This is a genomic window from Pseudomonas sp. GW821-FHT09D08 (genome assembly GCF_059416305.1).
Genome location: NZ_JBWKOX010000012.1, coordinates 91,246 through 114,502, shown reverse-complemented (window position 1 = coordinate 114,502; position 23,257 = coordinate 91,246). Strand labels below are relative to the sequence as shown.

Below are 23,257 nucleotides of genomic sequence, written 5' to 3'. Positions count from 1 at the left end.
CAAGGGTGCTACGGGATGCACAAAAAAACCACCGCAAGGGTGGTTTTTTAACGGCGCAGGCTTACTCGCCGCGATAGATGCAGCCACTGGTGCAGGTCTCGTGGATACGGATCGCACTGAGCTCCGGCAGCAGCGGCTTGAGTTCAGTCCAGATCCACTTGGCCAGCACTTCGCTGGTAGGGTTTTCCAGGCCAGGGATGTCATTGAGGTAGTTGTGGTCGAGGCGTTCGTAGAGCGGCTTGAAAATCGCCTTGATCTCCGAGAAGTCACGAATCCAGCCGGTATGGGGATCCAGGTCGCCACTCAGGTGGATCGCCACCTTGAACGAATGCCCATGCAGGCGCCCGCACTTGTGGCCTTCCGGTACGTGGGGCAGGCGGTGGGCGGACTCGAAGGTAAACTCTTTGAAGATTTCCACAGTATTTTCAGCTCGGTCAGGTATCTGGCAGGCGGCGAGTTTAACAGCTTGATCCCATGCCGCGCATACCGCTGGGTCAAAGCGCCTGCAAGCGCTCGCCAAGGCCACCGTTATCGGCCAGTTGCAGAAACTCATCCCCCAGTCGCCGGCTCTCGCTCATCGCGGTTTGCCAGTACTTGTTGCGGCTCGGGTCGTCGCCCATGAAGCGCTTGAAGTCGCTGCGGTCCGGCAGTTTGCCGTGGGGCAGGCGGGCCAGGTAGTCCTTGGACGGCGCCAGCAGCAATACATCCTGCAAGCCTTGCGGGTTGCTGCGCCGCCATGGCAGGCCCTTGTCGAACCAGCCGGGGATGACCCGGTCGGTGAAGTGCGGGTACAGCACGATGTCGTCGCCGTGGTAGGGCAGGTCGAGGTGGTAGTCCAGCAGGCCGCCGTCGCGGTAAGTGCCGGTGCCGGCTCCGGGCAGGTCGCGCACGCCTTGCATCACCATGGGGATCGACCCGGACGCCAGCAATGCCTGGCGCAGGTTGCCCATGTCCAGCGCAAGGAAGCGCGAGGGGAAATCCTTCAGCGGGTGCACCGGCGGTGCCTGGCGCGGGTCGTGGATGATCAGCCGCTCGAAATGCCGCGCCAGTCGCGCACGGCCGCGCAGGTTGTCGGCAATCACCGAGGACAGGCCCAAACCCAGGCGCCCGCGGTGGTCATCGGCGAGCAGGCCGTGGCTCTTGACCACCATGATGTTCAGCCGGTAGTCCGGGTTGTCCAGCACCCGCGCATCGCGGCCGGCCAGCAGGTCGTCGAGCATGCGCTGGCAACTGCGGCTGACTTCGGCCATGGTCACGCCTTTGGCAAAGCGTTGTTCGTTGTACAGGCGGCCGAGGTCCAGCAGGCCTTGCACCGGGTCGGGCAGGCAGGCGCTGGCAAACCGCCAGGAACCGATCGATGCGCCGATCAACGCCCGCTCCCGTGGCGCGCGCGGCAGCCAGTCGCCGAACAGCGCCAGGTCCAGGCCCTGGATCCCCAGCGCCTTGGGGCCGCCGGCCGCACCGGGAAGGGTGCCGACATCCGCAGGCTTGAAGCCCTGTTCGCGAATGCGCGCAAAGGCGCGTTTGCCGGCCTTGAGGGTCAGGGCGGGGAACTTGATGTGGATGGCTGTCATACCGGTCTCTGTTGAAGCGAGGTGCAGGCGCAAGCGTGCTCGCGAAAAACGTTAACGATACCGCGTGAATCCTGAATAAGCATCGTAGCCTGTCGCGGCTGCTGGAAATTGCCATGGTGGCAATTCAGTTTCAGTTAAGTTGCAGCCGCTACCGTGGCCGGTGTAGGAAAAACATCGTGTAACGGAGACTCATCATGAAACGCCTCACTGCTCTGGTCGCCGCCGCTATCATCGCCTCCACGGCGACCCAGGCCGGAGCCGTGGACCCCGACAAACCACTGACCGTGCCCGCCACTGTTACAATTGTTGCGTTCGACCAGCTCGAAGCCACAGCCCAGGCCCTGCACCCCGGTTCAACACTGCTGGACACCGACCTGGACGAGGCTTACGGCAAGTATGTCTATGAAGTCGAACTGCAAGATGCCGACGGCATTGAATGGGAGGTCGAATTGGACGCGCTCACCGGGCAGGTTCTCAAGAATCATCAGGATACGTAATGAAGGTAAATTTACGCGCCGGCAGTCGAGTGGCGTTGGTGCTGGTGGTGTTCTGCTCAGGCTTGCAGGCCCGCGACCTCAACCAGGACGAAGCCTTGGCGCTGCGCCAGCAGGGGGTGATCCTGCCTCTGGAGCAACTGTTGCAGCAGGCCATGGCGCGGTATCCCGGCTCGCGCCTGCTGGAAGCCGAGCTTGAGAAAAAGCACGGCCAATATGCCTACGAAGTGGAACTGGTGACCACCGACGGCGTGGTGCGCGAGATCAAACTCGACGCCACCAACGGTGTACTGATCAAAGATGAGGAAGACTGATGCGCCTGCTCCTGGTGGAAGACAACGTACCCCTGGCCGATGAACTGCTGGCCGGCCTGCAGCGCCAGGGTTATGCGGTCGACTGGCTGGCCGACGGCCGTGACGCCGCGTATCAGGGCCGCAGCGAACCCTACGACCTGATCATCCTCGACCTCGGCCTGCCTGGTTTGCCCGGCCTTGAGGTGCTGGCGCAATGGCGCGCCGCCGCGCTGGCCACCCCGGTGTTGATCCTCACCGCCCGCGATTCCTGGGCCGAGCGTATCGAAGGGCTCAAGGCCGGTGCCGACGATTACCTGAGCAAACCCTTTCACCCCGAAGAGCTGCACCTGCGCATCCAGGCACTGCTGCGCCGCTCCCACGGGCAGGCCAACCAACCCACCTTGCAGGCTGCCGGCCTGCACCTGGACGAAGGCCGCCAGTGCGTGCTGCGCGATGGCGACGAGATCCAACTGACCGCCGCAGAATTTCGCCTGTTGCGCTACTTCATGCTGCACCCCGAACAGATCCTCTCGAAAAGCCACCTGGCCGAGCACTTGTACGACGGCGAGACCGAGCGCGACTCCAACGTGCTTGAAGTGCACGTCAACCACCTGCGCCGCAAACTCGGCCGCAGCGTGATCGAAACCCGGCGCGGCCAGGGTTACCGGTTTGGCGCCAGCCCTGCATGAAGTCGATTCAGCGCCGCCTGAGCCTGGGCCTGATCAGCGTGATGGTGATCGTCGGCGTGGTGCTGGCGCAAACCAGCCTGTGGTTGTTCGAGGCCGGTTTGCAACGCTATCTGGAAGCCGGGTTGCGCAACGATGCCGAGAACCTGCTGGTCGCCCTGGTACGCGGGCCCAACGGTGTGCAACTGGATGAACAGCGCCTGTCGCCGGCCTACCAGCGGCCGTTTTCCGGGCATTACTTCCGCATCGATTTTGCCGACACTCACTGGCGCTCCCGTTCGCTGTGGGACCAGGAATTGCCCCGACTGCCGGAGGCCGGGCTCAAGGGCAACCTGCAATTGGGGCCCGAAGGCCAGCAATTGCTGGTGCTGCGTTCGGACTACAAGCGCTTTGGCCAATCGATTTCCATCAGCGTGGCCCAGGACTACACCCCGGTGCGGGAAAGTTTTCGCCTGATGCGTCGGATCGGCCTGGTGCTGGGGCTGGCGGCACTGCTGCTGGTGTTGTTTTTGCAGCGAGTCACCGTACGTCGCGCCTTGCGCCCGCTGGAAAACGCGCGTAACCAGATCGCCCAACTGCAACAAGGCCAACGCTCGCAACTCGACACCCAGGTGCCGCTGGAACTGGAACCGCTGGTCGCCCAGATCAACCACCTGCTGGCCCACACCGAAGACAGCCTCAAGCGCTCGCGCAATGCCCTCGGCAACCTTGGGCATGCGCTGAAAACCCCGCTGGCGGTGCTGTTGAGCGCCGCCTCGAGCGAGGCGCTCAAGGATCACCCCGAACTGAGCAAACTGCTGCGCGAACAATTGGAGCAGGTGCAGCAACGCCTCAACCGTGAACTCAATCGCGCCCGGCTGGCCGGCGAAACCCTGCCGGGTGCCTTGTTCGACTGTGAACAAGAACTGCCCGGCCTGCTCGCCACCTTGAACATGATCCATGGCGAACACCTGGACCTCAGCTACCACGTCGCGCCGGGCCTGCAATTGCCCTGGGACCGCGAGGATTTGCTGGAGCTGCTCGGCAACCTGCTGGACAACGCCTGCAAATGGGCGGATGCCGAGGTGCGCTTGACGGTCGCCGAGACGCCGCACAGTTACCTACTGACCGTGGAAGATGACGGCCCCGGCATTCCGGAGGCTCAACGGGACCAGGTCTTCAGCCGGGGCGCACGCCTGGACGAACAGATCGACGGCCACGGCCTGGGGTTGGGGATCGTGCGCGATATTGCCGAGGTGTGGGGCGGGGTGTTGCAGTTGCAGGAGAGCGAACTGGGCGGGCTCAAGGCGCTGATCGAATTACCCAAGCGCCATGGCTGACACACCGTAGATCAAAATGTGGCAGGGGGCTTTCTGTGGGCCCCCCACATTGGACTGCCTGCGACCCTCAGACGCGGAACTGGTCCATCAACCCCTGCTGCTGATTCGCCAGGCTGTTCAATGCCTGGCTCACCCGCGCCGACTCATTGGCCTGTTCCGACAACGACTCGGTCACATCGCGAATGGTCGCCACATTGTGGTTGATCTCTTCGGCCACCGCGCTTTGCTCTTCGGCGGCGCTGGCGATTTGCAGGTTCATGTCGCTGATGACCGTGACCGCATCGCCGATCTGGCGCAGGGCGGTAACGGCCTCGCCGACCTGTTCGACACTGCCCTGGGCCTGGCGATAGCTGTTGCCCATGGAACCGACAACCTCTTCGGTGCCGCTCTGCAATTGTTCGATCACCAGGCGGGTTTCCTCCACCGACTCCTGGGTCCGCCGTGCCAGGTTGCGTACCTCGTCGGCGACTACGGCAAACCCGCGGCCGGCCTCACCGGCGCGGGCGGCTTCGATTGCCGCGTTGAGCGCCAGCAGGTTGGTTTGCTCGGCGATGCCGCGAATCACTTCGAGCACGGAGCCGATCTTCTCGCTGTTGGCGGACAAGCCTTCGACCTGGGCCATGGCGGTGCTCATATCAGCCGCCAGTTGGCCGATGTTGGTGGTGGTGCGGTCGATCACTGTCAGGCCGTCGCGGGTAGCCTGGTCGGCATCCCGCGCGGCATGGGCCGCCTGGGCGGCGCTGCGGGCCACGTCTTGGGCGGTGGCGCTCATTTCGTGTGAGGCGGTGGCCACCTGGTCGACCTGGCGGTACTGCTGCTCCATGCCGGCGCTGGTTTCAGTCGCGATCGCGGCGGACTGGTCGGCGGTGCCACGGGCGTCCTGCACCGAGCGTTTGACTTCGGCAATGATGGGTTGCAGCTTGTCGAGGAAACGGTTGAACCAGCCGGCGAGCTGGCCCAGTTCGTCCTGTTTGTCATACGCCAGGCGGCGGGTCAGGTCGCCTTCGCCGCTGGCGATGTCTTCAAGCATATGGGCCACGCCGAGGATCGGTCGGGTTACGCTGCGGGCCATCAGCCAGACCAGGATCAGGCCGATCACGGCGGCCAGCAGGCCCAGGCCCAATTCCAGCAGGGTGCCGCGGGTATTATCGGCGTCCATCTGGGTCTTCAGTGCTTCAGCCGGCCCCACCAGGACTTTTTCCGGCACATCCAGCAACACGCCCCATGGCTTGCCGTCGGGAATCGGCGCGAACGGCGCCAGCACCTTGAGCTGATGGTCGGTGCGCAGGCTGCGGGTCTGTGTCCCTCCGGCCAGGGCGCTGATCAATTGCGCGCCGTTTTGCGTATCGACCTGATCCAGGCGTTTGCTCAACTGGCTGGCGTCCGCGCTGTAGCCGGCAAGCAAACCGGTGGGGCTGAGGATGCTGACCTGGGTCTGGCCGTCATACAGCTTCTGGCTGGCCTGCTGGCTCACGGCCTGCAGGCTGTTGAGGTTGATGTCCACCGACAACGAAGCGATCACCTTGCCATTGACCGTCAACGGAAACACGATGCTGGTCATCAGCACGTTTTGCCCGTCGATCACATAAAAGTACGGTTCGATCACACACGGCTTGAGGGTGCTGCGCGGGCAGGTGAACCAGGCGTTGGCCGGTTCGCCGCTGGGGCCGACGCGCGTGTCGGACATGTCGCTTTCCGGCAGTGCCATCGACGTCAGCGTGCCCGGCGTCGGCTGCGACCAGTACAGGGCGAAGCGGCCCTTGTCATTACTGCCCAGTTCGGCCTGGCCGGCGAACAACTCATCCTTGCCATCCAGCGCATTGGCTTCGAATACCAGGGACAGCCCCAGCAGTTCCGGGTTGGCCTGCAGGGCGGCCTTGACCTGGCGGGTCAGGTCTTCGCGGGTGTCAAAGGCGTCGAGGAAGCGTTTTTCGGCTTGCTCACGCAGGAACAGGACCTGGCGGGAAAACCCGTGCCCATATTGGTAGGCGTCCATGAATTGCCGGCGGATGCCCGCGGCCTGCACCTCACCTTGGGCCTCGATGCGAGCCTGGGCCGCTTCATCGAGCATCTGCATGCTGGAAGCCTTGACCTGCTCGGAACTCTGCGCCATGCGGTACAACGACAAACCCACCAGCAGGGTCACGATCCCCAGCAGGCACAGGCCGGCGAGCAGGGTGATTTTCCATTGAATGGAGAGCTGTCTGAGGGACATCGGCACATCCTTACCTGAAAACACATAGAGCCCGGTTATCGGCCGATCTGGCATTTTCTTTATTCAAACGATCAATTTAAACCTGAAAGCGGCGCCGCTTTTTGACATGGGGCGCGACCTGCTGCACAGTGCGCGCCCTCTAATAAGACCTCCTTCAAGCCTGCACGCCGGCTGCCATCCGATGGCCGCCCGGGCGCGGGCATGCCTGTTTTGTATGTTTCTGCTTGAGGTAACCATGATTAACGCAGTCATCGCCGCGGTCGGTACCATGCTGGTGCTCAGCCTGTCCCGCGTGCATGTGGTCATCGCCATCATTGTCGGCGCCCTGGTGGGCGGCCTGACCGGTGGCCTGGGCATCGAGGCCACGCTCAAGGCGTTCAACGGTGGCTTGGGAGGGGGGGCGACCGTGGCCTTGTCCTACGCCTTGCTCGGCGCTTTCGCCGTGGCGATTGCCAAGTCCGGCCTGGCCCACGCCCTGGCGGACAAGGCCTTGTTGCTGGTCGACCGTCAGCAAGCCAGCGGCGGCAACCACGTCAAATGGCTGCTGATCGGCCTGCTGTGGGTGGTCGCGATTGCGTCGCAGAACATCCTGCCGATCCATATCGCGTTTATCCCGTTGCTGGTGCCACCGCTGCTGTATGTGCTGACCAAATTGCAGTTGGACCGCCGCCTGATCGCCTGCGTGATGACCTTCGGCCTGATCACGCCGTACATGTTCCTGCCGGTGGGCTTCGGCAATATCTTCCTCAACCAGATCCTGCTGGCCAACGTGGCCAAGAGCGGCGTGGACATCAGCCAGGTCAACGTCACCCACGCCATGAGCCTGCCGGCGCTGGGCATGGTGGTCGGGCTGCTGGTGGCGGTGTTTATCAGCTACCGCAAGAAGCGCGTGTATGACCTGGAGAAAATCGAACGGGTCGAGCAAGTGGCGGTGCAGTACAACCCGCTGACCCTACTGGTGGCCGGCCTGGCGATTGCCTCGGCGTTCATCATCCAGTTGTGGCTGGACTCCATGATCATCGGTGCCCTGGCCGGGTTCCTGATCTTCTCGGTCTCGGGCATCGTGCGCTGGCGCGACACCGACGACCTGTTTACCGAAGGCATGAAGATGATGGCGATGATCGGCTTCATCATGATCGCCTCGTCAGGCTTTGCCGAAGTGCTCAAGGCTACCGGCGACGTGCGTTCGCTGGTGGAAACCTCGGCGGCGTTCATCGGCCATAGCCGTGGGGTGGGGGCGTTGTTGATGTTGCTGGTGGGGCTGCTGGTGACCATGGGCATCGGTTCGTCGTTTTCCACGGTGCCGATCCTGGCGGCGATTTTCGTGCCGCTGTGTGTGCAACTGGGCTTCAGCCCGCTGGCCATCGTGTGCATCGTCGGTACCGCAGGGGCGCTGGGTGATGCCGGTTCGCCCGCCTCGGACTCCACCCTCGGTCCGACCTCCGGCCTGAATATCGACGGCCAGCATCACCATATCTGGGACACCGTGGTGCCGACGTTCCTGCACTACAACCTCCCATTGCTGGCGTTTGGCTGGTTGGCGGCGATGACGCTCTGATCTACAGATTCACCGGCGCTGGCCGATAACCTCTCAAGTCGCCCAATAAGAGAGAAAAGCCATGCGTCTGAGCCTGAAGGCCAAAGTCCTGTCCCTCGCCGTTGTGCCGGTGTTGCTGTTCGCCGTGGTCATCAGCCTGACCACCGTGTGGATCCTCCAGGGCCAGGCGCGCAACGAGGTGGATGAAACCCGCCAGCGCCTGCTCAACGACGCCAAGGCCACCCTGCAAAGTTATGTGGAAGTGGCCATGACCACCATCAAGCCGCTCTATGACGCGGCCGCCCCCGGCGATACGGCAGCGCGGGCCGAGGTGGTCAAGCTGCTGTCCAACACCAGCTATGGCAAGGACGGTTACTTCTTCGGCTACGACTCCGAGACCATCCGCCTGTTCAAAGGCAACAGCCCCGACGGCGTGGGCAAGAGCTTCAAGGACAACCGTGATCCCAACGGTGTCTACGTCAACCGCGACCTGGTCAAGGTCGGCAAGGACGGCACCCACTACCTGCAATACAGCTCGACCCAGCCCGGCCAGACCGAACTGGTGCCCAAGATGGGCTACACCGAATACTTGCCCAAGTGGGACATGGTCATCGGCACCTCGGTGAACCTGGATGGCATCGAAGCCCAGGTGGCGGTGGTCGAAGCCAAAGTGAAAACACGCATGGAAGGCGTGCTGCTGAGTATCCTCGGCGTGGCCGTGGTGGTGTTGCTGGTGATCGCCGCCGTCGGCATGCTGCTGGCCAACACCATGCTGCGCCCGCTGCATCTGATGAAAGCCAACCTCGACGACATTGCTGCCGGAGAAGGCGATTTGACCCGCCGCCTGGCCATCACCAGCCAGGACGAACTGGGCGACCTGGCCGGCGCGTTCAACCGCTTTGTCGACAAGATCCACGGCCTGGTGCGCCAGATCACTGAAATGACCACCCAACTCACCGGCCTGGTGAGCCAGGTGTCCGACCAGGCCCAGCGCTCGGAGCTGGCCATGGAGCGCCAGCGTCACGAGACCGACCAAGTGGCCACGGCGATCAATCAGATGTCCTCGGCCGCTCAAGAAGTGGCGCGCAGTGCCCAGGGCGCCTCGGTGGCCGCGCAACAGACCGACGCCGAAGGCCAGGCCGCCAAGCGGGTGGTGGACGGCAGCATCGCGCAGATCCATGCGCTGGTGAATGACATCCGCAGCAGCGGTGTGTCCCTCGACAGCCTGCAGCAGGACGTGTCGTCGATTGTCAGTGTGCTGAGCGTGATCCGTTCCATCGCCGAACAGACCAACCTGCTGGCGCTCAACGCGGCGATCGAGGCGGCGCGGGCAGGGGAGGCCGGGCGTGGCTTTGCGGTGGTCGCCGACGAGGTGCGCGCCCTGGCCAGCCGCACGCAAACCAGCACCCAGGAAATCCAGGGCATGATCGACCGCCTGCAAAAAGGCACTGAAGCGGCCGTGGATGCGATGCGCCGCTCCAGCGATGCTGGCGATGGCACCTCGGCCCAGGCCAATGAAGCCGGGGCGTCCCTGGACACCATGGCCCAGTTGATCGGCACCATCAACTCGATGAACGCGCAGATTGCCAGCGCCGCCGAAGAACAGACCGCCGTCGCCGAAGAGATCAACCGCAGCGTGCATCAGATCGCCGTGGCGGTGGACAGCGTGGCCGATGAAACCCAGTTGGGCGCCCAGACGTCGCGCAGTCTGGCGGACCTGGGCCAACGCTTGGGCCAATTGGTCGGCCAGTTCAGGATCTGATTCTCATAGGTTGAGCGTATGGTTATCCACCGTTAATACGAATATACCTATCACCGCCCCTCAGTGAGACTTGAGCCCCACTCACCACAGGGGCTCACCTCATGCCACTTCCCGACCCGCTTCAGCGCCTGGCTGAACTCGACACCAATACGGTCTCCGACGCACTGGATTTCCTGCAACTGCCGGGGGCAGTGGTGGGCATCCGCCCATTGTGGGACTGCCCCAAGGTGGTGGGCCGGGCCAGCACGGTCAAGCTGGCGCCCAAGACTGACGCCGCGCCCGCCGTGCACCTGATTTCCCCGGTGATCGACGCGATCACCACCGACGACCGTGTGCTGGTGATCGCCGGTGGGCTGGAGGGGATCTCCTGCTGGGGCGACATCATCGCCAATGCCGCCGTGGCCAGGCGCATTCGTGGCTCGGTGATCGACGGTTGCAGTCGCGATATCGACGGCAGTGCGTCCATCGGCTACCCGGTCTATGGCCGTGGCGTGACCATGATCAGCGCGCGCAACCGGGTGGTGCAGGTCGATTCCGGCGTCACTGTCAGCGTGGGCGGTGTGAACGTGTCGGAGGACGACTTCGTGATTGCCGACCGCTGCGGCACGGTGTTCATCCCCGCTGCCGTTATCGAGCAGGTGTTGGACCTGGGTGAGCGCATCGCCGCCCGTGAAGCCGGCATGGTCGAGGCCGTGCGCAGCGGCCGCTCGGTGGCCGATGTGATGCACGACAGCCATTTCGAAGCCATCCGCGTGGAGCCTGCCCGATGAACGATCAACACCTTGTCGCCCTGTTTGCCGGGCTCGATACACCGGGTGTGTCGGATGCCATGGATAAACTCGGGATTGCCGGCCAATGCCTGGGCATCGCACCGCTGGATAACTACCGGGGCACCGTGGTGGGCCCGGCGTTTACCGTGCAATACGTCCCGGCGAGTATGCCGCCGGGCTCGGTCGGTGACTTTATCGAAGACGTGCTGCCGGGGGATGTGGTGGTTATCGCCAACGCCGGGCGCAGCGATTGCACGGTGTGGGGTGACATCATGACCCAGTACGCAGGCAGCCGGGGCATTGCCGCTACGGTGATCGACGGGGTGTGCCGGGATGTCAGCAAAGCCCTCGGCGATGGCTATCCGTTGTTCACCAAGGGCCGCTATATGCGTACCGGCAAGGACCGTGTGGAAGTGCTGGCGGTGAACCAGCCGGTGGCGATCAGCGGCGCGCGTGTGTGTGCAAGGGACATCGTGGTGGCCGACGCCAATGGCGTACTGGTGGTGCCGCGTGCCCGTGCCGAGGAGGTCGCGCGTACGGCCCGGCAGATCGAGGCGGTGGAAGCCCGGATCCGCGCGCAGATCGAGGCCGGCAGGACACTCAGGCAGGCGCGTGAGTCTTTGGGCTATCACACCTTGCAGAGGAAGGACGCATGACCATTGAACGCCTGAACACGCGCCTGGCCCAGGCCCGACCGTCTGCCACCTACCGTATCATCGACCGCGTGGCCGCACGCCGCGCCGAGGGCGCAAGCATCATCTCGTTGTGTGCCGGGGAGCCGGATTTCGACACCCCGGAACACATCCGCCAGGCAGGTATCGATGCGATCCGCAACGGCCATACGCGTTACACCCAGGTCGCCGGAGTGCGAGCGTTGCGTGAAGCCGTGGCGCAGAAGTTCCGTCGCGAAAACGGCTTGGACGTCACCTGGCAGGACACCCTGGTCAGCAACGGCGGCAAGCATGTGATCTACAACGCCCTGGCCGCCACCTTGAATGCAGGCGACGAGGTGATCGTGCCCGCGCCTTATTGGGTCAGCTACCCGGAAATGGTCGAATTGTGCGGCGGTACCGCAAGGATTTTGCCGTGCGCCGCCCAGCAGGGGTTCAAGCTGACCGCGGCGGCGCTGGAGCAGGCGATCACCCCCCGCACGCGCTGGCTGATCCTCAACTCACCGTCCAACCCGACCGGCGCCGTGTACAGCCGGCTGGAGTTGCAGGCCCTGGCGCAGGTGCTGTTGAAACATCCCCATGTGCTGGTGCTGGCGGACGATATCTACGAGCACTTGCTGTTCGACGGGCAAACCTTCCACACCCTGGCGCAAGTCGAGCCGCGCCTGGCGCCACGGGTGCTGACCATGAATGGCGTGTCCAAGGCCTATGCCATGACCGGCTGGCGCATCGGCTTCGCCACCGGCCCGCGCTGGTTGCTGGCCGCCATGGAAAAACTCCAGGGCCAGCAGACGTCGGGGGCCAGTGCGATTTCCCAGCAGGCCGCGATTGCTGCATTGACCGGCCCGCAGGACTTTATCCAGCAGTCACGGGCGGTATTCGAGCAGCGCCGTGACCTGGTGGTGGCCTTGCTGAACGCCAGCCCGGGGCTGGAATGCATGAACCCGGACGGTGCGTTCTATGCCTTTGCGTCCTGCGCCGGCCTGCTGGGCCGCACCACGCCGGCCGGCAAGCGGCTGCATACCGACGAAGACGTGGCCGATGCCTTGCTCGACGAAGCCCATGTGGCCGTGGTGCCCGGCAGTGCGTTCGGGCTGGCGCCGTACCTGCGCATCGCCTACGCGTTGGACGACGCCTCGTTGCGCCAGGCCTGCGAGGCGATCCACCTGTTCTGTGCTGCGACCCGTTAGACGTCGCGCATCAGCAAACCGAAGCGCAGGTCCATTTCGGTCGGCAGGGGCACATACACCGTGTGTCCATCTCCCGGCGCCACATCGATGGCTTCGCCCTTGGCGTTGTGCAGGCTGGCCAGGTCAAAGTGGAAGTTGCCGGCTGGGGTCATCAGCTCCAGGTGATGACCCACGGCAAAGCGGTTCTTCACCTTGACCTCAGCCAGTTCGCCGCGGCGCTCGCCGGTCAACTCGCCGACAAACTGCTGGCGCTCGGACACTGAGCTGCCGTTCTGGTAATTCTGGTATTCGTCGTGCACGTGGCGGCGCAGGAAACCTTCGGTGTAGCCGCGTTGGGCCAGGGATTCCAGATCGGTCATCAGGTTGCGGTCAAACGCACGGCCGGCCACGGCATCATCGATTGCCTGGCGGTACACCTGGGTCGTGCGGGCGCAGTAGAAATGCGATTTAGTGCGGCCTTCGATCTTCAGCGAATGCACGCCCATGTGGGTCAGGCGCTCCACATGCTGCACGGCGCGCAGGTCCTTGGCGTTCATGATGTAGGTGCCGTGTTCATCCTCGAAGGCGGGCATCTGTTCGTCGGGGCGGTTGGCTTCCTGCAGGAGGAACACCTGGTTGGTGGGCGCGCCGATCCCCAGTGTGGGTTCCGGTTGATACACCTGGACTATATCGCCCGTGGCGTTTTCCATCGCCGGGGTGGCCTGGTATTTCCAGCGGCAGGCATTGGTGCAGGTGCCCTGGTTGGCGTCACGTTTATTCATGTAGCCCGAGAGCAGGCAGCGCCCGGAATAGGCCATGCACAAGGCACCGTGGACGAACACTTCCAGCTCCATGGCCGGCACCTGCTGGCGAATCTCGCCGATTTCTTCCAGGGACAGCTCCCGCGACAGGATCACCCGGAAAATCCCTTGCTGCTGCCAGAACTCGACGCTGGCCCAGTTCACCGTATTGGCCTGCACCGACAGATGGATCGGCATCATCGGGAAGTGCCGGCGCACCAGCATGATCAGGCCCGGGTCGGACATGATCAGCGCATCCGGGCCCATGGCGATCACCGGGGCGAGGTCCTTGAGGAAGGTCTTGAGCTTGGCATTGTGTGGCGCGATGTTTACCACCACGTAGAACCGCTTGCCCAGCGCGTGGGCTTCCTGAATGCCGAGCGCGAGGTTGGCGTGGTCGAACTCGTTGTTGCGCACCCGCAGGCTGTAACGCGGCTGGCCGGCGTAGACCGCATCGGCACCGTAGGCGAAGGCGTAGCGCATGTTTTTCAGGGTGCCGGCGGGGGCGAGCAGTTCGGGGGCAAGGACGAGAGGCATGGGGATCGGATCGCAAAAGGCCGCGAGCGTAGCCCAACATGTGCCGGGCTTTATTGATCTGGGTCTACGCTTACCTCAACAAAGATGGCACTCCCGGGATTTGCGGTGGACTAAGCAGCTGGACGCACACGCGCGGCCTGCTTTTCTGACATGGATCGGACATGAATCAAACCAACCTGCAATTCAAGACCCTGCTGCTCCTGCTGGCCCTGGTGACCGTCGCCTTTATCTGGATATTGCTGCCGTTCTACGGTGCAGTGTTCTGGGCGGTGATCCTCGGCATCATCTTTGCGCCGATGCAACGTCGCCTGCAGCAGCGCTTCGGCTGGAACCGCAACCTGACGTCCCTGGCCACCTTGATGGTGTGCCTGGTGATCGCGATCCTGCCGGTGATCATTACCAGCGCGTTGCTGGTGCAAGAGGGCGCCACGCTGTACAAAAACGTCGAGAGCGGCAAGCTGGACGTGGCCGGCTATATCGAGCAGTTCAAGAACTTCCTGCCGCCGTACTTCCAGCACCTGCTGGACCGCTTCGGCATGGGCAACCTGGAAGGGCTGCGCGAGAAGATCGTCAAGAGTGCGATGCAGGGCAGCCAGTTCTTTGCGACCCAGGCGTTCAGCTTCGGCCAGGGCACGTTTGATTTCCTGGTGAGTTTTTTCATCATGCTGTACCTGCTGTTTTTCCTGCTGCGGGACGGCCCGGAACTGGTGCGCAAGGTCCGTACGGCGGTGCCGCTGGCCGAGCCGCAGAAGCGTCGGTTGCAGCTCAAGTTCAATCGGGTGGTGCGCGCCACGGTCAAGGGCAATGTGCTGGTGGCCGTGACCCAGGGGGCGCTGGGTGGTTTGATCTTCTGGTTCCTGGACATTCCCAGTGCGTTGCTCTGGGCGGTGCTGATGGCGTTTCTGTCACTGCTGCCGGCCGTGGGCGCGGGCATTGTGTGGGGGCCGGTGGCCGCCTACTTCCTGTTGAGCGGTTCGATCTGGCAGGGTGTGGTGCTGGGCCTGTTCGGCGTGTTTGTGATCGGCCTGGTGGACAATGTGTTGCGCCCGATCCTGGTGGGCAAGGACACCAAGATGCCGGACTACCTGATCCTGATCTCGACCCTGGGCGGCCTGTCGGTATTCGGCCTCAACGGGTTCGTGATCGGGCCGCTGGTGGCGGCGCTGTTCATGTCCAGCTGGGCGTTGTTTGTCGAGAGCAAGCCGCGGGTCAAGTTGCCGTTGCCTTGAGTCTCAGGCGTGCAGGCGGAAGTTCGAGGCTTGCTGCAGTTGTTTTTCGGCGTCAGACAGGGACGTGAGCGGGCCGCTGATGGCTTCGCCGTCGCGCACCACGTACCAGCACGCCAGCAAACCCAGCTCTCGAAGCGGGGCAGGGACGGCGCTGCCGATGACGGACATGATTTGAACAGTGGGCATAAGGACCTCCAATCGCTATGGAGGTCACCTTACGGGGCACAGGCGCTCAGGAAAAATCATCTGGCTCGATAGTCGACATCAACAAAAGGCTTCAGTCGACCACTTGATCGAGCATGCTCACCACTTCCTGCTCATTAAGCAGGCCTTTGTGCACCAGGTTTTCCGCCAGCAGCGCGAGGAACTTGGCGCTGCGGTGGCCTTCCAGGTGCTTGAGCTCCGTGAGCGCGCTGTAGACCTTGCTGGACGTACACAGGCCAGCGGTGCGGTGCGGATTTTGTGTGGGCATGGTCAGTCGTCCTTGTTGTTATGGAGTGGACAGGATTGATAGTGGGAGTGTGGCGTGACACAAACATGACAGCGTGAGCCCCGTTCGGGCAAGTAGACTTTCGACCTTAAGCATGTGGGATTGCAGCCCGGCCATTGTCCTCAGAGCGACCTTGGCAGGATAAATCCGGACGTTACCCACAAGAAAAGGCCCCGCGGGTGGGCGAGGCCTGTTGCATAGCTGACGGTTGAGACTTACCAGCCGCGGCGGTAATAGCCGTGGGGCGGGCCATAGTAGCCGCGCGGTGGGCCGTAGTAGACCGGCGCAGGGCGGTAATAGACCTCCTGCTGTACGTACACCGGTGGCGGTGGTGCGTAGTAGACGGGCGGCGGCGCGGCATACACCGGCTGCGGTTGCACGTAGACCGGCTGCTGCACATAGACCTCACGGGGCTGGCTGGCCACCACGGAGCCCACTACGGCGGCGCCGACCAGGGCACCCAAGACGGCTGGGCCACCCCATCCACCACCATGGGCGGAGGCTTGGCCTGCCATAGCGAGTGCACCTACCAGCAAGGCGATCTTGGGGATTGTACGAATCATGGTCATTCCTCGGTTAGCCCCTGCGCTTGTGGTCTGCAATCAATAGACTCAAGTAATGTCGCGGGGATACTTTTAAGACAACGTATTTCTGAAAAACAGCACGGCCGCTAGGTAAAGGTTGTGTAAGGTCTGTACCGATTTGCTTACTCAAAGGAGTTATCCATGCAGATGCACCCCAACAAGGACACCCAACTGTGCATGTCGCTGTCGGCCCGCCCTGGGAATTTTGGCTTGCGTTTTCATAACCACCTGTACGAACAGCTGGGGCTGAACTTCTACTATAAAGCCTTCAGCAGCCAGGATTTACCCGGCGCGATAGGTGGTATCCGCGCGTTGGGCATCCGGGGTTGCGGGGTGTCCATGCCCTTCAAGGAGGCCGCCATTGCCTTAGTGGACGAACTGGACGATTCGGTTCAAGCCATTGACTCCCTGAACACTATCGTCAATACCAATGGCCATCTCAAGGCCTACAACACCGACTACATCGCCGTCGAACAATTGCTCAAGACACACGCCGTGCCGCAGGATTCGACCTTCGCCTTGCGTGGCAGCGGCGGTATGGCCAAGGCCGTGGCGAGCGCCTTGCGGGATGGCGGTTACGCCAATGGTGTGATCGTGGCGCGTAACGAAGCGGCAGGCCGGGCGTTGGCGCAGAACCTGGGGTATGAGTGGCAGGCGGAACTGGGCGATTTGCGCCCACAGATGCTGATCAACGTCACCCCCATCGGCATGACCGGCGGGGCCGAGGCGGATGCCCTGGCGTTCGACGCGGATGCCGTGGATGCCGCGCACACTGTCTTCGATGTGGTGGCGATCCCCGCCGAAACGCCACTGATCGTGCGTGGACGGGCCAAAGGCAAGCGGGTGATCACTGGGCTGGAGGTGATTGCGATCCAGGCGTTGGAGCAATTCGTGCTGTACACCGGCGTGCGACCTACGGATGAACAGTTCCAGGCGGCAGTAGCCTTCGCCCGCAACTGAAGGCCGCTGCGGCTCTAAATGTGGGAGGGAGCAAGCCCCCTCCCACACTGGTTGACCGTGTCAGGCCTGTTCCAGCTGCGCCAATCGCTCTTCCAGAGCTGCAATTCGTGCTTCAAGCTCTTCGATACGATCCAGCGAGACTGCGCCGGCAGAGCGCTCCACCGGGCTTCCCCGCGCCGCGATAATCACCTCGATGTCCGCCGGATCCCCCAGCGCATGGGTATAGCGATCTTCCCGCTGCCCTGCCTGGCGCGGCACCAGCAGCGCCAGCCCGCGGGCGATCAGGCGCTCCAACTGATGCACCACCTGCTCGGCATCCTCGAAGTCATGCATGCGCCCGCTGCGGGTCAGCAGTTCGTTGACCGTCTGAGGCCCACGCAAGAACATCAGCCCGGTCAGGATCACCTGGGCCGGCACCAGTTCCAGCGCCTTGTCCACGCGATGCTCCCAGCGGTCGGCGCGGCTGCCCATCACCAGGCGCGTGAAGCCTTGGCCTTCCAGCGCACGCAGACTCTGGCCAACCTGGCCCTGGCTCAGGTTCATCACCGGCTCGCGGCTGGTCTTCTGGTTGCAGGCCAGGACCAGGGCGTTGAGGGTCAGGGGATAGGTTTCCGGGTTGGTCGCCTGTTTTTCGATCAGGCAACCCAGGACGCGAATTTCCGTGCTGTTCAGGCGCGGCTCAGGGGTGTCGGTGTCGTGCTCGTCGGTCATCGCGCTTTCCCTATGCAGTGAACGCACTAGCCTAAGCCGGAAAAAATAAAAGACAAGCGCCTGGCGTGTCTATAATCGCCGCTGGTTCCAACCCTGCCATTACCCATGAGACTGCCATGACTATTTCCCTGTACGCCGCCTCCATCCCCGTCTTCAAGCAAATGCTCAGCGCCCTGAGCGATGTGCTGAACAAAGCCGAAGCCCACGCCACCGCCAGGAACATCGAACCCAACGCCTTGCTGCAAGCGCGGCTGTTCCCGGACATGTTCCAACTGGTGCGCCAGGTGCAGATCGCCGTCGACTTCGCCAAGGGCGTTTCCGCACGCCTGGCTGAGATCGAAGTGCCGAAATACGAAGATACCGAAGTCACCTTCGCCGACCTGCAAGCGCTGATCGCCAAGGTGCTGGCGTTTGTCGACACCATCAAGCCCGAGCAAGTCGACGGCAAGGAAGGCATCGAGATCATTACCCGCCCCGGCACGCCGAAAGAGAAGCGCTTCAGCGGCCAGTCCTACCTGCTGACCTACGGCCTGCCGCAGTTCTTCTTCCACGTCACCACCGCATACGCCTTGCTGCGTCACAACGGTGTGGAAGTGGGCAAGCGTGACTACATGGGCGCTTTCTAAGGCTCGAAAAAAAGCCCGGGGTGGTTCATTCCTGAACCACCCCGGGCTTTTTTACGCCTGGCGCTTAAGCCGACTGCTCTTCCTTGCCCAGGCACGCGGCCGCGGTAAACAGCACATCGGTGGACGAATTGAGCGCGGTTTCCGCCGAATCCTGCAACACGCCGATGATGAAGCCTACGGCCACCACCTGCATGGCGATTTCGCTGGGGATACCGAACAGGCTGCATGCCAGGGGAATCAGCAGCAGCGAGCCGCCGGCCACACCCGACGCGCCGCAGGCACAGATCGCCGCGACCACGCTGAGCAGCACGGCGGTCGGCAGGTCCACGGCAATGCCGAGGGTGTGCACGGCCGCCAGGGTCAACACGGTGATGGTGATCGCAGCACCGGCCATGTTGATCGTGGCACCCAGTGGAATCGACACCGAGTAGGTGTCTTCATGCAGGCCCAGGCGTTTGCTCAAGGCCAGGTTCACCGGGATATTCGCCGCCGAACTGCGGGTGAAAAACGCGGTGATGCCGCTTTCGCGCAGGCACATCAGCACCAGCGGGAACGGGTTGCGGCGCAGTTTCCAGAACACGATGGCCGGGTTGACCACCAGTGCCACGAACAGCATGCAGCCGATCAGCACCACCAGCAGGTGGGCGTAGCCGAGCAGGGCGCCGAAGCCCGAAGTGGCGAGTGTCGAGGCCACCAGGCCGAAGATACCCAGCGGGGCGAAGCGGATCACCACGCGCACGATCAGGGTCACGCCGTTGGACAGGTCGTCGAGCACCGTGCGGGTGGTTTCGCCGGCATGGCGAATGGCAATGCCCATGCCGATGGCCCAGGCCAGGATGCCGATGAAGTTGGCGTTCATCAGTGCGCTGATGGGGTTGTCCACCACGCTCAACAGCAGGCTTTGCAAGACCTCGCCGATGCCGCCGGGAGCGCTCACGGTGGCGTCATGGGTAGCGAGCACCAGCGATGAGGGAAACCACATGCTGGCAATCACCGCCACCACGGCGGCGGCAAAGGTGCCCAGCAGGTACAGGAACAGGATCGGCTTGATATGGGTTTCCTGGCCGTGTTTATGGTTGGCGATCGACGCCATCACCAGCACAAACACCAGGATCGGCGCCACGGCCTTGAGCGCGGCAACAAATACCTTGCCGATAAACCCGGTGGCCTTGGCCGCCTCCGGCAAGAGCAGGGCCAGCAGGATGCCGGCGATCAAGCCGATGACGATTTGCGTGACCAGGCTGATGCGGGCCAGGCGTTGGAAAAGGGAAGGGGCAGCAGTCATATGAAGGTTGTCTCTAGTTTTTTTAAGGGCACAGCAATGCAGGCGGAAAGGGCTGTAGGAAGCGGGGCGCGAAGTCTAGCATGCCGCTGGACCTGTCCCGGCCGCTGCGGCATTGGGTCGCCGGGGCTTCGCAAAAGCCGGACATACTCTGTTAAGATTCTGCCCTCTCACCTTTCCTCTCCGTCAGCGGGCCCTTCGGGCTGTCGTTGATGTCGCCGTTTCTGGAGTTTTCATGCTGTTTCCCATCCTGCTGCTGTCGGCCGCCGGTTTTACCGTGCTGACCACAGAATTCGTTATCGTCGGCCTGTTGCCGTCCATTGCCCGGGACCTCAACGTCAGCGTGTCCCAGGCCGGCCTGCTGGTGACCTTGTTTGCGTTTACCGTGGCGGCCTTTGGTCCGTTTCTGACGGCTTACTGCGCCCGTTTCCCCCGCAAGCGTCTGTTTATCAGCATCCTGCTCCTGTTCGGCGTGGCCAATACCGTGGCCGCATTGGCGCCGAATATCTGGGTGATGGCGTTGGCGCGCTTGATCCCGGCCCTGGGCCTGCCGGTGTTCTGGGCCCTGGCCAGTGAAACGGCGGTGGATATTGTCGGTCCCGAATACGCTGGGCGCGCCATCGAAAAGATCGGCTTCGGCATCGTCTGCGCCACGGTGTTCGGGATTCCAGTGGGCACGCTGATTTCCGATATGTTCGGCTGGCGCGCCGCGTTTGCGATCCTCGCCGTGGTCGCACTGGCCAAGGCCTTGCTGCTGTTTATCTACCTGCCGGTGACCCAACCGAAGAACGACCAGGTGTCGTTGCGCTCGCAGTTCAAGATCCTGCGCAACCCGCTGATGCAAGGCCATATCCTGTTGTCGGTCCTGGTATTCAGCGGCATGTTCACGGCGTATACCTACCTGGCGGATATCCTTGAGCGCCTGGCCGGTTTCGACGGCACGCTGGTGGGCTGGTGCCTGATGGGCTTTGGCGCAGTGGGGCTGATCGGCAACGCCTTGGGCGGGCGTGCGGTGGACCGTCACCCGCTGATCGCTTCCATGGTGTTCTGCGGTTTCATGATCGCCGGCATGGTCGCGCTGGTACCGGCGATCCATTCCACGGTCGGCCTGGCGGCGGCGATGGCGGTGTGGGGCGTGACCCAGGCGGCGCTGTTCCTGGTCAGCCATGTGCGGTTGATGAAGGCCGCACCTCATGCCCCGGCGTTTGCGGCGTCGTTGAATATCGCCGGGGCCAACCTGGGCATTGGCCTGGGGGCCATGGTCGGCGGGCATGTGATCGACACCCTCGGCCTCGGCAGCCTGGGCTTTGCCGCTTCCGGATTTATCCTGGTGTCGATCCTGCTGGCGCTGTGGCTGATGACCGCCAGGCAAGCGGTCGCGTCCAACGCCTGAACGCTCAGGGCAGGGCGGTAAACAACTCTCGCCGTGCACCTTCGGTAATCGCCACGATGCCGGGGTGCTTGACCTTGCGTTCCACCGAGATCGCGTAGAACGACTCGGTGACGGCATCGGTCTGGCCAATCAACGCCACGCCGTACTGGCGCACTACTTCATCGGCGATCACGCTGGGCGCGATAAAGATCCCGCTGCCGGATTGGCCAAAGGCCTGCATCAAGGCGCTGTCATCGAACTCGCCGATGATCCTGGGTTGGATCTGCTGCTCGGCAAACCAACGTTGCAGGCGGCTGCGCACCACGGTTTCCGCGCCGGGAATCAACAGGGGCGCGCCGTGCAGGCACTGTGGGAAGTCACCGGCGTACCTGTCAGCCAATGCCTGGGTGGCGAAAAAACTGATGCCACATTCCCCCAGTTTCTGGCTGTAGCCCTTGATATCCAGGTGCGAGGGCATGGGGCTGTCGGAGATCACCAGGTCCAGGCGCTGGATCGCCAGGTCGGCCAATAAACGCTCGAGTTTGTCTTCACGGCAGGTAATGCGCAGGGGCTCGCTCAATTCCATGGTCGGCGCGATCAGCCGGTACACGATGGACTTGGGCACCACATCCGCCACACCGACCCGAAACAGGATCTGTTGCTCATTGGGCTGCGCGCGCAGCATCGCCTCCAGTTCATTGCCGGTCTGGAACATCTGTTCGGCATAGGGCAGGGCCTGGCGCCCGGCTTCGGTGAGTTCAAGCTGGCGGCCTACCCGCTGAAACAGCGCAATCCCGTAGGTTTGCTCCAGCAGGCTGATCTGCCCGCTGATGGTCTGGGGCGTGAGGTTCAACTGCTCGCAGGCGCGCACGATGCTACCGGTCTTGGCCACTACCCAGAAGTAATGCAACTGTCGGTAATTGAGCATGATGATCGTCACTTCGTAAAAACCGAAGTATACGCGAGAAAAATACGAATTTTCCTGAACTGTTTGCCTGCATAGAATGCCTCGCTATCGCGGGGCCACTATTTGGACCCAATGGTTCTAACGAGGAAGACATGATGAAACTCAATTCCCTGGGCGCGGCATCGTTGCTTGCGCTTTCATTGGTGATGATCAGCGGTTGCGATCAGGTCGAAAAAAGCGCGCAACAGGTCATGGGCAAAGCCACCGAGTCGGCCAAGCAAGCCATCGATGACACCCAGAAAGCGGCCGAGCAGGCATTGAGTGAAGCGACAAACGGCCTGATCAATCCACAGAAAAAGGACGATCAGGAAGAAAACGAGTCTGAATCGAACACCAAAGAAACCTAATCTCCCCAGCACAACGTCAGGACTGACCTATGGATTACCTTTTACAACTGGCCGCCAGCCCTACCGCCTGGATTGCCCTGGCCACCTTGATCGTGATGGAAATCGTGCTGGGCATCGATAACCTGATCTTTATCTCGATCCTCACCAACAAATTGCCCGAGAAGCATCGGGCCAAGGCACGACGCATCGGTATCAGCATGGCGCTGGTGTTGCGCCTGGGCCTGTTGAGTACCATTGCGTTTATCGTGCAATTGACCACCCCGGTGTTCGAAGTGCTCGGCCAGGCGTTCTCGTGGAAGGACATGATCCTGATCGCCGGTGGCCTGTTCCTGGTCTGGAAGGCCACCACCGAGATCCATCACAGCATGGACCCTGAGCCCGAAGAGAAGACCAGTACCGGCAATGTCGTGGCCATCGGCTTTGCCGCAGCCATCGGGCAGATCCTGTTGCTTGACCTGGTGTTCTCCATCGACAGCATCATTACCGCCGTGGGCATGACCGAGCACTTGCCGATCATGATCATCGCCGTGGTGACCTCGGTGATCGTGATGCTGGTGGCGGCCGAGCCGTTGGCCAAGTTCATCAATGACAACCCGACCGTGGTGATGCTGGCCCTGGGCTTCTTGATCATGATCGGCATGACGCTGATCGCCGAAGGCTTCGGTGCCCATGTGCCTAAAGGCTACGTTTACGCGGCCATGGCCTTCTCGGCCGCCATCGAGTGCCTGAACATCGCTCGGCGCAACCGTCACAAGCGTCTGCTCGCTGCCCGGCAGTAACGCTGCAACCCCAAAGGCCGGCTGTGCTCACAAGAGCCCAGCCGGCCTTTTGCTGTCTGTTAGAATCCGCCCACTTGATAGCT

The 23,257-nt window shown here is 62.6% G+C and carries 25 protein-coding genes and 1 pseudogene; 15 read left to right on the top strand and 11 right to left on the bottom strand.

Going from position 1 to position 23,257, the window contains the following annotated elements:
* Window positions 1–61: 61 nt before the first annotated feature.
* Window positions 62–418 carry a 6-carboxytetrahydropterin synthase QueD gene (queD, locus tag AC07OP_RS20295; protein WP_003237990.1) on the bottom strand — a complete coding sequence of 119 codons (357 nt, stop codon included), beginning with the start codon at window positions 416–418 and terminating at the stop codon, window positions 62–64.
* Window positions 419–494: 76 nt separating this feature from the next.
* Entirely contained in the window at window positions 495–1,574 is a 1,080-nt protein-coding gene (locus tag AC07OP_RS20290; RefSeq protein WP_495102284.1) for a patatin-like phospholipase domain-containing protein, read from the bottom strand.
* 194 nt (window positions 1,575–1,768) lie between these two features.
* Here AC07OP_RS20290 and AC07OP_RS20285 point away from each other — a divergent pair, with 194 nt between their 5' ends.
* Genes AC07OP_RS20285 through AC07OP_RS20270 form a run of 4 tightly spaced genes read left to right on the top strand, consistent with a single transcriptional unit; the run spans window position 1,769 to window position 4,366 of the window.
* Window positions 1,769–2,071 carry a PepSY domain-containing protein gene (locus tag AC07OP_RS20285; protein WP_027603139.1) on the top strand — a complete coding sequence of 101 codons (303 nt, stop codon included), beginning with the start codon at window positions 1,769–1,771 and terminating at the stop codon, window positions 2,069–2,071.
* On the top strand, window positions 2,071–2,382 hold the full coding sequence (locus tag AC07OP_RS20280) for a PepSY domain-containing protein (protein ID WP_027603140.1): 312 nt from the start codon (window positions 2,071–2,073) through the stop codon (window positions 2,380–2,382). The genes AC07OP_RS20285 and AC07OP_RS20280 overlap by 1 nt, the downstream gene beginning before the upstream one ends.
* Window positions 2,382–3,050: a response regulator transcription factor gene (locus AC07OP_RS20275; RefSeq protein ID WP_027603141.1), complete on the top strand. Its 669-nt coding sequence runs from the start codon at window positions 2,382–2,384 to the stop codon at window positions 3,048–3,050. The genes AC07OP_RS20280 and AC07OP_RS20275 overlap by 1 nt, the downstream gene beginning before the upstream one ends.
* Complete coding sequence (locus AC07OP_RS20270) at window positions 3,047–4,366, top strand: sensor histidine kinase (RefSeq protein ID WP_115488755.1); 1,320 nt, start codon at window positions 3,047–3,049, stop codon at window positions 4,364–4,366. The genes AC07OP_RS20275 and AC07OP_RS20270 overlap by 4 nt, the downstream gene beginning before the upstream one ends.
* 67 nt (window positions 4,367–4,433) lie before the next feature.
* Here the strand turns inward: AC07OP_RS20270 and AC07OP_RS20265 are convergent, their stop codons facing one another.
* A complete protein-coding gene (locus AC07OP_RS20265) occupies window positions 4,434–5,189 on the bottom strand; it encodes a methyl-accepting chemotaxis protein (RefSeq protein ID WP_371263343.1) in 756 nt (251 codons plus the stop codon).
* Between the two features lie 102 nt (window positions 5,190–5,291).
* Window positions 5,292–5,438: pseudogene (locus tag AC07OP_RS20260) on the bottom strand (HAMP domain-containing protein); the annotation flags it as partial.
* Between the two features lie 1,381 nt (window positions 5,439–6,819).
* Here AC07OP_RS20260 and AC07OP_RS20255 point away from each other — a divergent pair.
* From AC07OP_RS20255 to AC07OP_RS20235, 5 genes are all read left to right on the top strand, one after another.
* Window positions 6,820–8,139: a Na+/H+ antiporter family protein gene (locus AC07OP_RS20255; protein WP_186296053.1), complete on the top strand. Its 1,320-nt coding sequence runs from the start codon at window positions 6,820–6,822 to the stop codon at window positions 8,137–8,139.
* A gap of 61 nt (window positions 8,140–8,200) precedes the next feature.
* Window positions 8,201–9,880 carry a methyl-accepting chemotaxis protein CtpM gene (gene ctpM, locus AC07OP_RS20250; RefSeq protein ID WP_495102283.1) on the top strand — a complete coding sequence of 560 codons (1,680 nt, stop codon included), beginning with the start codon at window positions 8,201–8,203 and terminating at the stop codon, window positions 9,878–9,880.
* A 101-nt stretch (window positions 9,881–9,981) separates the two neighbouring features.
* Window positions 9,982–10,650, top strand: a complete 669-nt coding sequence (locus AC07OP_RS20245; RefSeq protein ID WP_115488751.1) for an RraA family protein — start codon at window positions 9,982–9,984, stop codon at window positions 10,648–10,650.
* Window positions 10,647–11,306: an RraA family protein gene (locus AC07OP_RS20240; RefSeq protein ID WP_027603147.1), complete on the top strand. Its 660-nt coding sequence runs from the start codon at window positions 10,647–10,649 to the stop codon at window positions 11,304–11,306. Before AC07OP_RS20245 ends, AC07OP_RS20240 begins: the two co-directional genes overlap by 4 nt.
* On the top strand, window positions 11,303–12,511 hold the full coding sequence (locus tag AC07OP_RS20235; protein ID WP_495102282.1) for a pyridoxal phosphate-dependent aminotransferase: 1,209 nt from the start codon (window positions 11,303–11,305) through the stop codon (window positions 12,509–12,511). The genes AC07OP_RS20240 and AC07OP_RS20235 overlap by 4 nt, the downstream gene beginning before the upstream one ends.
* Here the strand turns inward: AC07OP_RS20235 and trhP are convergent.
* A complete protein-coding gene (trhP, locus tag AC07OP_RS20230; RefSeq protein ID WP_495102281.1) occupies window positions 12,508–13,827 on the bottom strand; it encodes a prephenate-dependent tRNA uridine(34) hydroxylase TrhP in 1,320 nt (439 codons plus the stop codon). The genes AC07OP_RS20235 and trhP overlap by 4 nt on opposite strands.
* Before the next feature lie 161 nt (window positions 13,828–13,988).
* Between trhP and AC07OP_RS20225 the strand changes: the two genes are divergently transcribed.
* Window positions 13,989–15,056, top strand: coding sequence for an AI-2E family transporter (locus AC07OP_RS20225; RefSeq protein ID WP_027603150.1), 1,068 nt, complete (start codon window positions 13,989–13,991; stop codon window positions 15,054–15,056).
* A 3-nt stretch (window positions 15,057–15,059) separates the two neighbouring features.
* On the opposite strand, the gene AC07OP_RS20220 is transcribed toward AC07OP_RS20225, so the two are convergent.
* From AC07OP_RS20220 to AC07OP_RS20210, 3 genes are all read right to left on the bottom strand, one after another.
* Window positions 15,060–15,242, bottom strand: coding sequence for a hypothetical protein (locus AC07OP_RS20220; RefSeq protein ID WP_027603151.1), 183 nt, complete (start codon window positions 15,240–15,242; stop codon window positions 15,060–15,062).
* A 91-nt stretch (window positions 15,243–15,333) separates the two neighbouring features.
* On the bottom strand, window positions 15,334–15,528 hold the full coding sequence (locus AC07OP_RS20215) for a hypothetical protein (RefSeq protein ID WP_027603152.1): 195 nt from the start codon (window positions 15,526–15,528) through the stop codon (window positions 15,334–15,336).
* Between the two features lie 233 nt (window positions 15,529–15,761).
* Entirely contained in the window at window positions 15,762–16,115 is a 354-nt protein-coding gene (locus AC07OP_RS20210) for a hypothetical protein (RefSeq protein WP_027603153.1), read from the bottom strand.
* 156 nt (window positions 16,116–16,271) lie between these two features.
* On the opposite strand from AC07OP_RS20210, the gene AC07OP_RS20205 reads away from it, so the two are divergent.
* Complete coding sequence (locus AC07OP_RS20205) at window positions 16,272–17,090, top strand: shikimate 5-dehydrogenase (RefSeq protein ID WP_115488747.1); 819 nt, start codon at window positions 16,272–16,274, stop codon at window positions 17,088–17,090.
* A 60-nt stretch (window positions 17,091–17,150) separates the two neighbouring features.
* Here the strand turns inward: AC07OP_RS20205 and AC07OP_RS20200 are convergent, their stop codons facing one another.
* On the bottom strand, window positions 17,151–17,801 hold the full coding sequence (locus AC07OP_RS20200) for a YceH family protein (RefSeq protein WP_115488746.1): 651 nt from the start codon (window positions 17,799–17,801) through the stop codon (window positions 17,151–17,153).
* A 116-nt stretch (window positions 17,802–17,917) separates the two neighbouring features.
* Between AC07OP_RS20200 and AC07OP_RS20195 the strand changes: the two genes are divergently transcribed.
* On the top strand, window positions 17,918–18,427 hold the full coding sequence (locus AC07OP_RS20195; RefSeq protein WP_027603156.1) for a DUF1993 domain-containing protein: 510 nt from the start codon (window positions 17,918–17,920) through the stop codon (window positions 18,425–18,427).
* Between the two features lie 64 nt (window positions 18,428–18,491).
* On the opposite strand, the gene sstT is transcribed toward AC07OP_RS20195, so the two are convergent.
* Window positions 18,492–19,712, bottom strand: coding sequence for a serine/threonine transporter SstT (gene sstT, locus AC07OP_RS20190; RefSeq protein WP_027603157.1), 1,221 nt, complete (start codon window positions 19,710–19,712; stop codon window positions 18,492–18,494).
* 232 nt (window positions 19,713–19,944) lie between these two features.
* Between sstT and AC07OP_RS20185 the strand changes: the two genes are divergently transcribed.
* Entirely contained in the window at window positions 19,945–21,102 is a 1,158-nt protein-coding gene (locus AC07OP_RS20185) for an MFS transporter (protein ID WP_065939359.1), read from the top strand.
* A gap of 4 nt (window positions 21,103–21,106) precedes the next feature.
* Here the strand turns inward: AC07OP_RS20185 and nhaR are convergent, their stop codons facing one another.
* Window positions 21,107–22,009 carry a transcriptional activator NhaR gene (gene nhaR, locus AC07OP_RS20180; RefSeq protein ID WP_141157237.1) on the bottom strand — a complete coding sequence of 301 codons (903 nt, stop codon included), beginning with the start codon at window positions 22,007–22,009 and terminating at the stop codon, window positions 21,107–21,109.
* Window positions 22,010–22,143: 134 nt separating this feature from the next.
* On the opposite strand from nhaR, the gene AC07OP_RS20175 reads away from it, so the two are divergent.
* Window positions 22,144–22,395: a hypothetical protein gene (locus AC07OP_RS20175; RefSeq protein WP_027603160.1), complete on the top strand. Its 252-nt coding sequence runs from the start codon at window positions 22,144–22,146 to the stop codon at window positions 22,393–22,395.
* A 29-nt stretch (window positions 22,396–22,424) separates the two neighbouring features.
* Window positions 22,425–23,174: a TerC family protein gene (locus tag AC07OP_RS20170; RefSeq protein ID WP_065926954.1), complete on the top strand. Its 750-nt coding sequence runs from the start codon at window positions 22,425–22,427 to the stop codon at window positions 23,172–23,174.
* Window positions 23,175–23,257: the final 83 nt, after the last annotated feature.

What these genes read in the sequence shown, in the direction of transcription:
- AC07OP_RS20185 (WP_065939359.1), top strand. Translation starts at nt 19,945, where the DNA reads ATGCTGTTTCCCATCCTGCTGCTGTCGGCCGCCGGTTTTACCGTGCTG.
- AC07OP_RS20170 (WP_065926954.1), top strand. Translation starts at nt 22,425, where the DNA reads ATGGATTACCTTTTACAACTGGCCGCCAGCCCTACCGCCTGGATTGCC.
- AC07OP_RS20205 (WP_115488747.1), top strand. Translation starts at nt 16,272, where the DNA reads ATGCAGATGCACCCCAACAAGGACACCCAACTGTGCATGTCGCTGTCG.
- AC07OP_RS20270 (WP_115488755.1), top strand. Translation starts at nt 3,047, where the DNA reads ATGAAGTCGATTCAGCGCCGCCTGAGCCTGGGCCTGATCAGCGTGATG.
- AC07OP_RS20245 (WP_115488751.1), top strand. Translation starts at nt 9,982, where the DNA reads ATGCCACTTCCCGACCCGCTTCAGCGCCTGGCTGAACTCGACACCAAT.
- trhP (WP_495102281.1), bottom strand. Translation starts at nt 13,827, where the DNA reads ATGCCTCTCGTCCTTGCCCCCGAACTGCTCGCCCCCGCCGGCACCCTG.
- AC07OP_RS20285 (WP_027603139.1), top strand. Translation starts at nt 1,769, where the DNA reads ATGAAACGCCTCACTGCTCTGGTCGCCGCCGCTATCATCGCCTCCACG.
- AC07OP_RS20210 (WP_027603153.1), bottom strand. Translation starts at nt 16,115, where the DNA reads ATGACCATGATTCGTACAATCCCCAAGATCGCCTTGCTGGTAGGTGCA.
- nhaR (WP_141157237.1), bottom strand. Translation starts at nt 22,009, where the DNA reads ATGCTCAATTACCGACAGTTGCATTACTTCTGGGTAGTGGCCAAGACC.
- AC07OP_RS20220 (WP_027603151.1), bottom strand. Translation starts at nt 15,242, where the DNA reads ATGCCCACTGTTCAAATCATGTCCGTCATCGGCAGCGCCGTCCCTGCC.
- AC07OP_RS20225 (WP_027603150.1), top strand. Translation starts at nt 13,989, where the DNA reads ATGAATCAAACCAACCTGCAATTCAAGACCCTGCTGCTCCTGCTGGCC.
- ctpM (WP_495102283.1), top strand. Translation starts at nt 8,201, where the DNA reads ATGCGTCTGAGCCTGAAGGCCAAAGTCCTGTCCCTCGCCGTTGTGCCG.
- AC07OP_RS20175 (WP_027603160.1), top strand. Translation starts at nt 22,144, where the DNA reads ATGAAACTCAATTCCCTGGGCGCGGCATCGTTGCTTGCGCTTTCATTG.
- AC07OP_RS20215 (WP_027603152.1), bottom strand. Translation starts at nt 15,528, where the DNA reads ATGCCCACACAAAATCCGCACCGCACCGCTGGCCTGTGTACGTCCAGC.
- AC07OP_RS20290 (WP_495102284.1), bottom strand. Translation starts at nt 1,574, where the DNA reads ATGACAGCCATCCACATCAAGTTCCCCGCCCTGACCCTCAAGGCCGGC.
- AC07OP_RS20275 (WP_027603141.1), top strand. Translation starts at nt 2,382, where the DNA reads ATGCGCCTGCTCCTGGTGGAAGACAACGTACCCCTGGCCGATGAACTG.
- sstT (WP_027603157.1), bottom strand. Translation starts at nt 19,712, where the DNA reads ATGACTGCTGCCCCTTCCCTTTTCCAACGCCTGGCCCGCATCAGCCTG.
- AC07OP_RS20195 (WP_027603156.1), top strand. Translation starts at nt 17,918, where the DNA reads ATGACTATTTCCCTGTACGCCGCCTCCATCCCCGTCTTCAAGCAAATG.
- AC07OP_RS20200 (WP_115488746.1), bottom strand. Translation starts at nt 17,801, where the DNA reads ATGACCGACGAGCACGACACCGACACCCCTGAGCCGCGCCTGAACAGC.
- AC07OP_RS20240 (WP_027603147.1), top strand. Translation starts at nt 10,647, where the DNA reads ATGAACGATCAACACCTTGTCGCCCTGTTTGCCGGGCTCGATACACCG.
- AC07OP_RS20235 (WP_495102282.1), top strand. Translation starts at nt 11,303, where the DNA reads ATGACCATTGAACGCCTGAACACGCGCCTGGCCCAGGCCCGACCGTCT.
- AC07OP_RS20265 (WP_371263343.1), bottom strand. Translation starts at nt 5,189, where the DNA reads ATGGAGCAGCAGTACCGCCAGGTCGACCAGGTGGCCACCGCCTCACAC.
- AC07OP_RS20280 (WP_027603140.1), top strand. Translation starts at nt 2,071, where the DNA reads ATGAAGGTAAATTTACGCGCCGGCAGTCGAGTGGCGTTGGTGCTGGTG.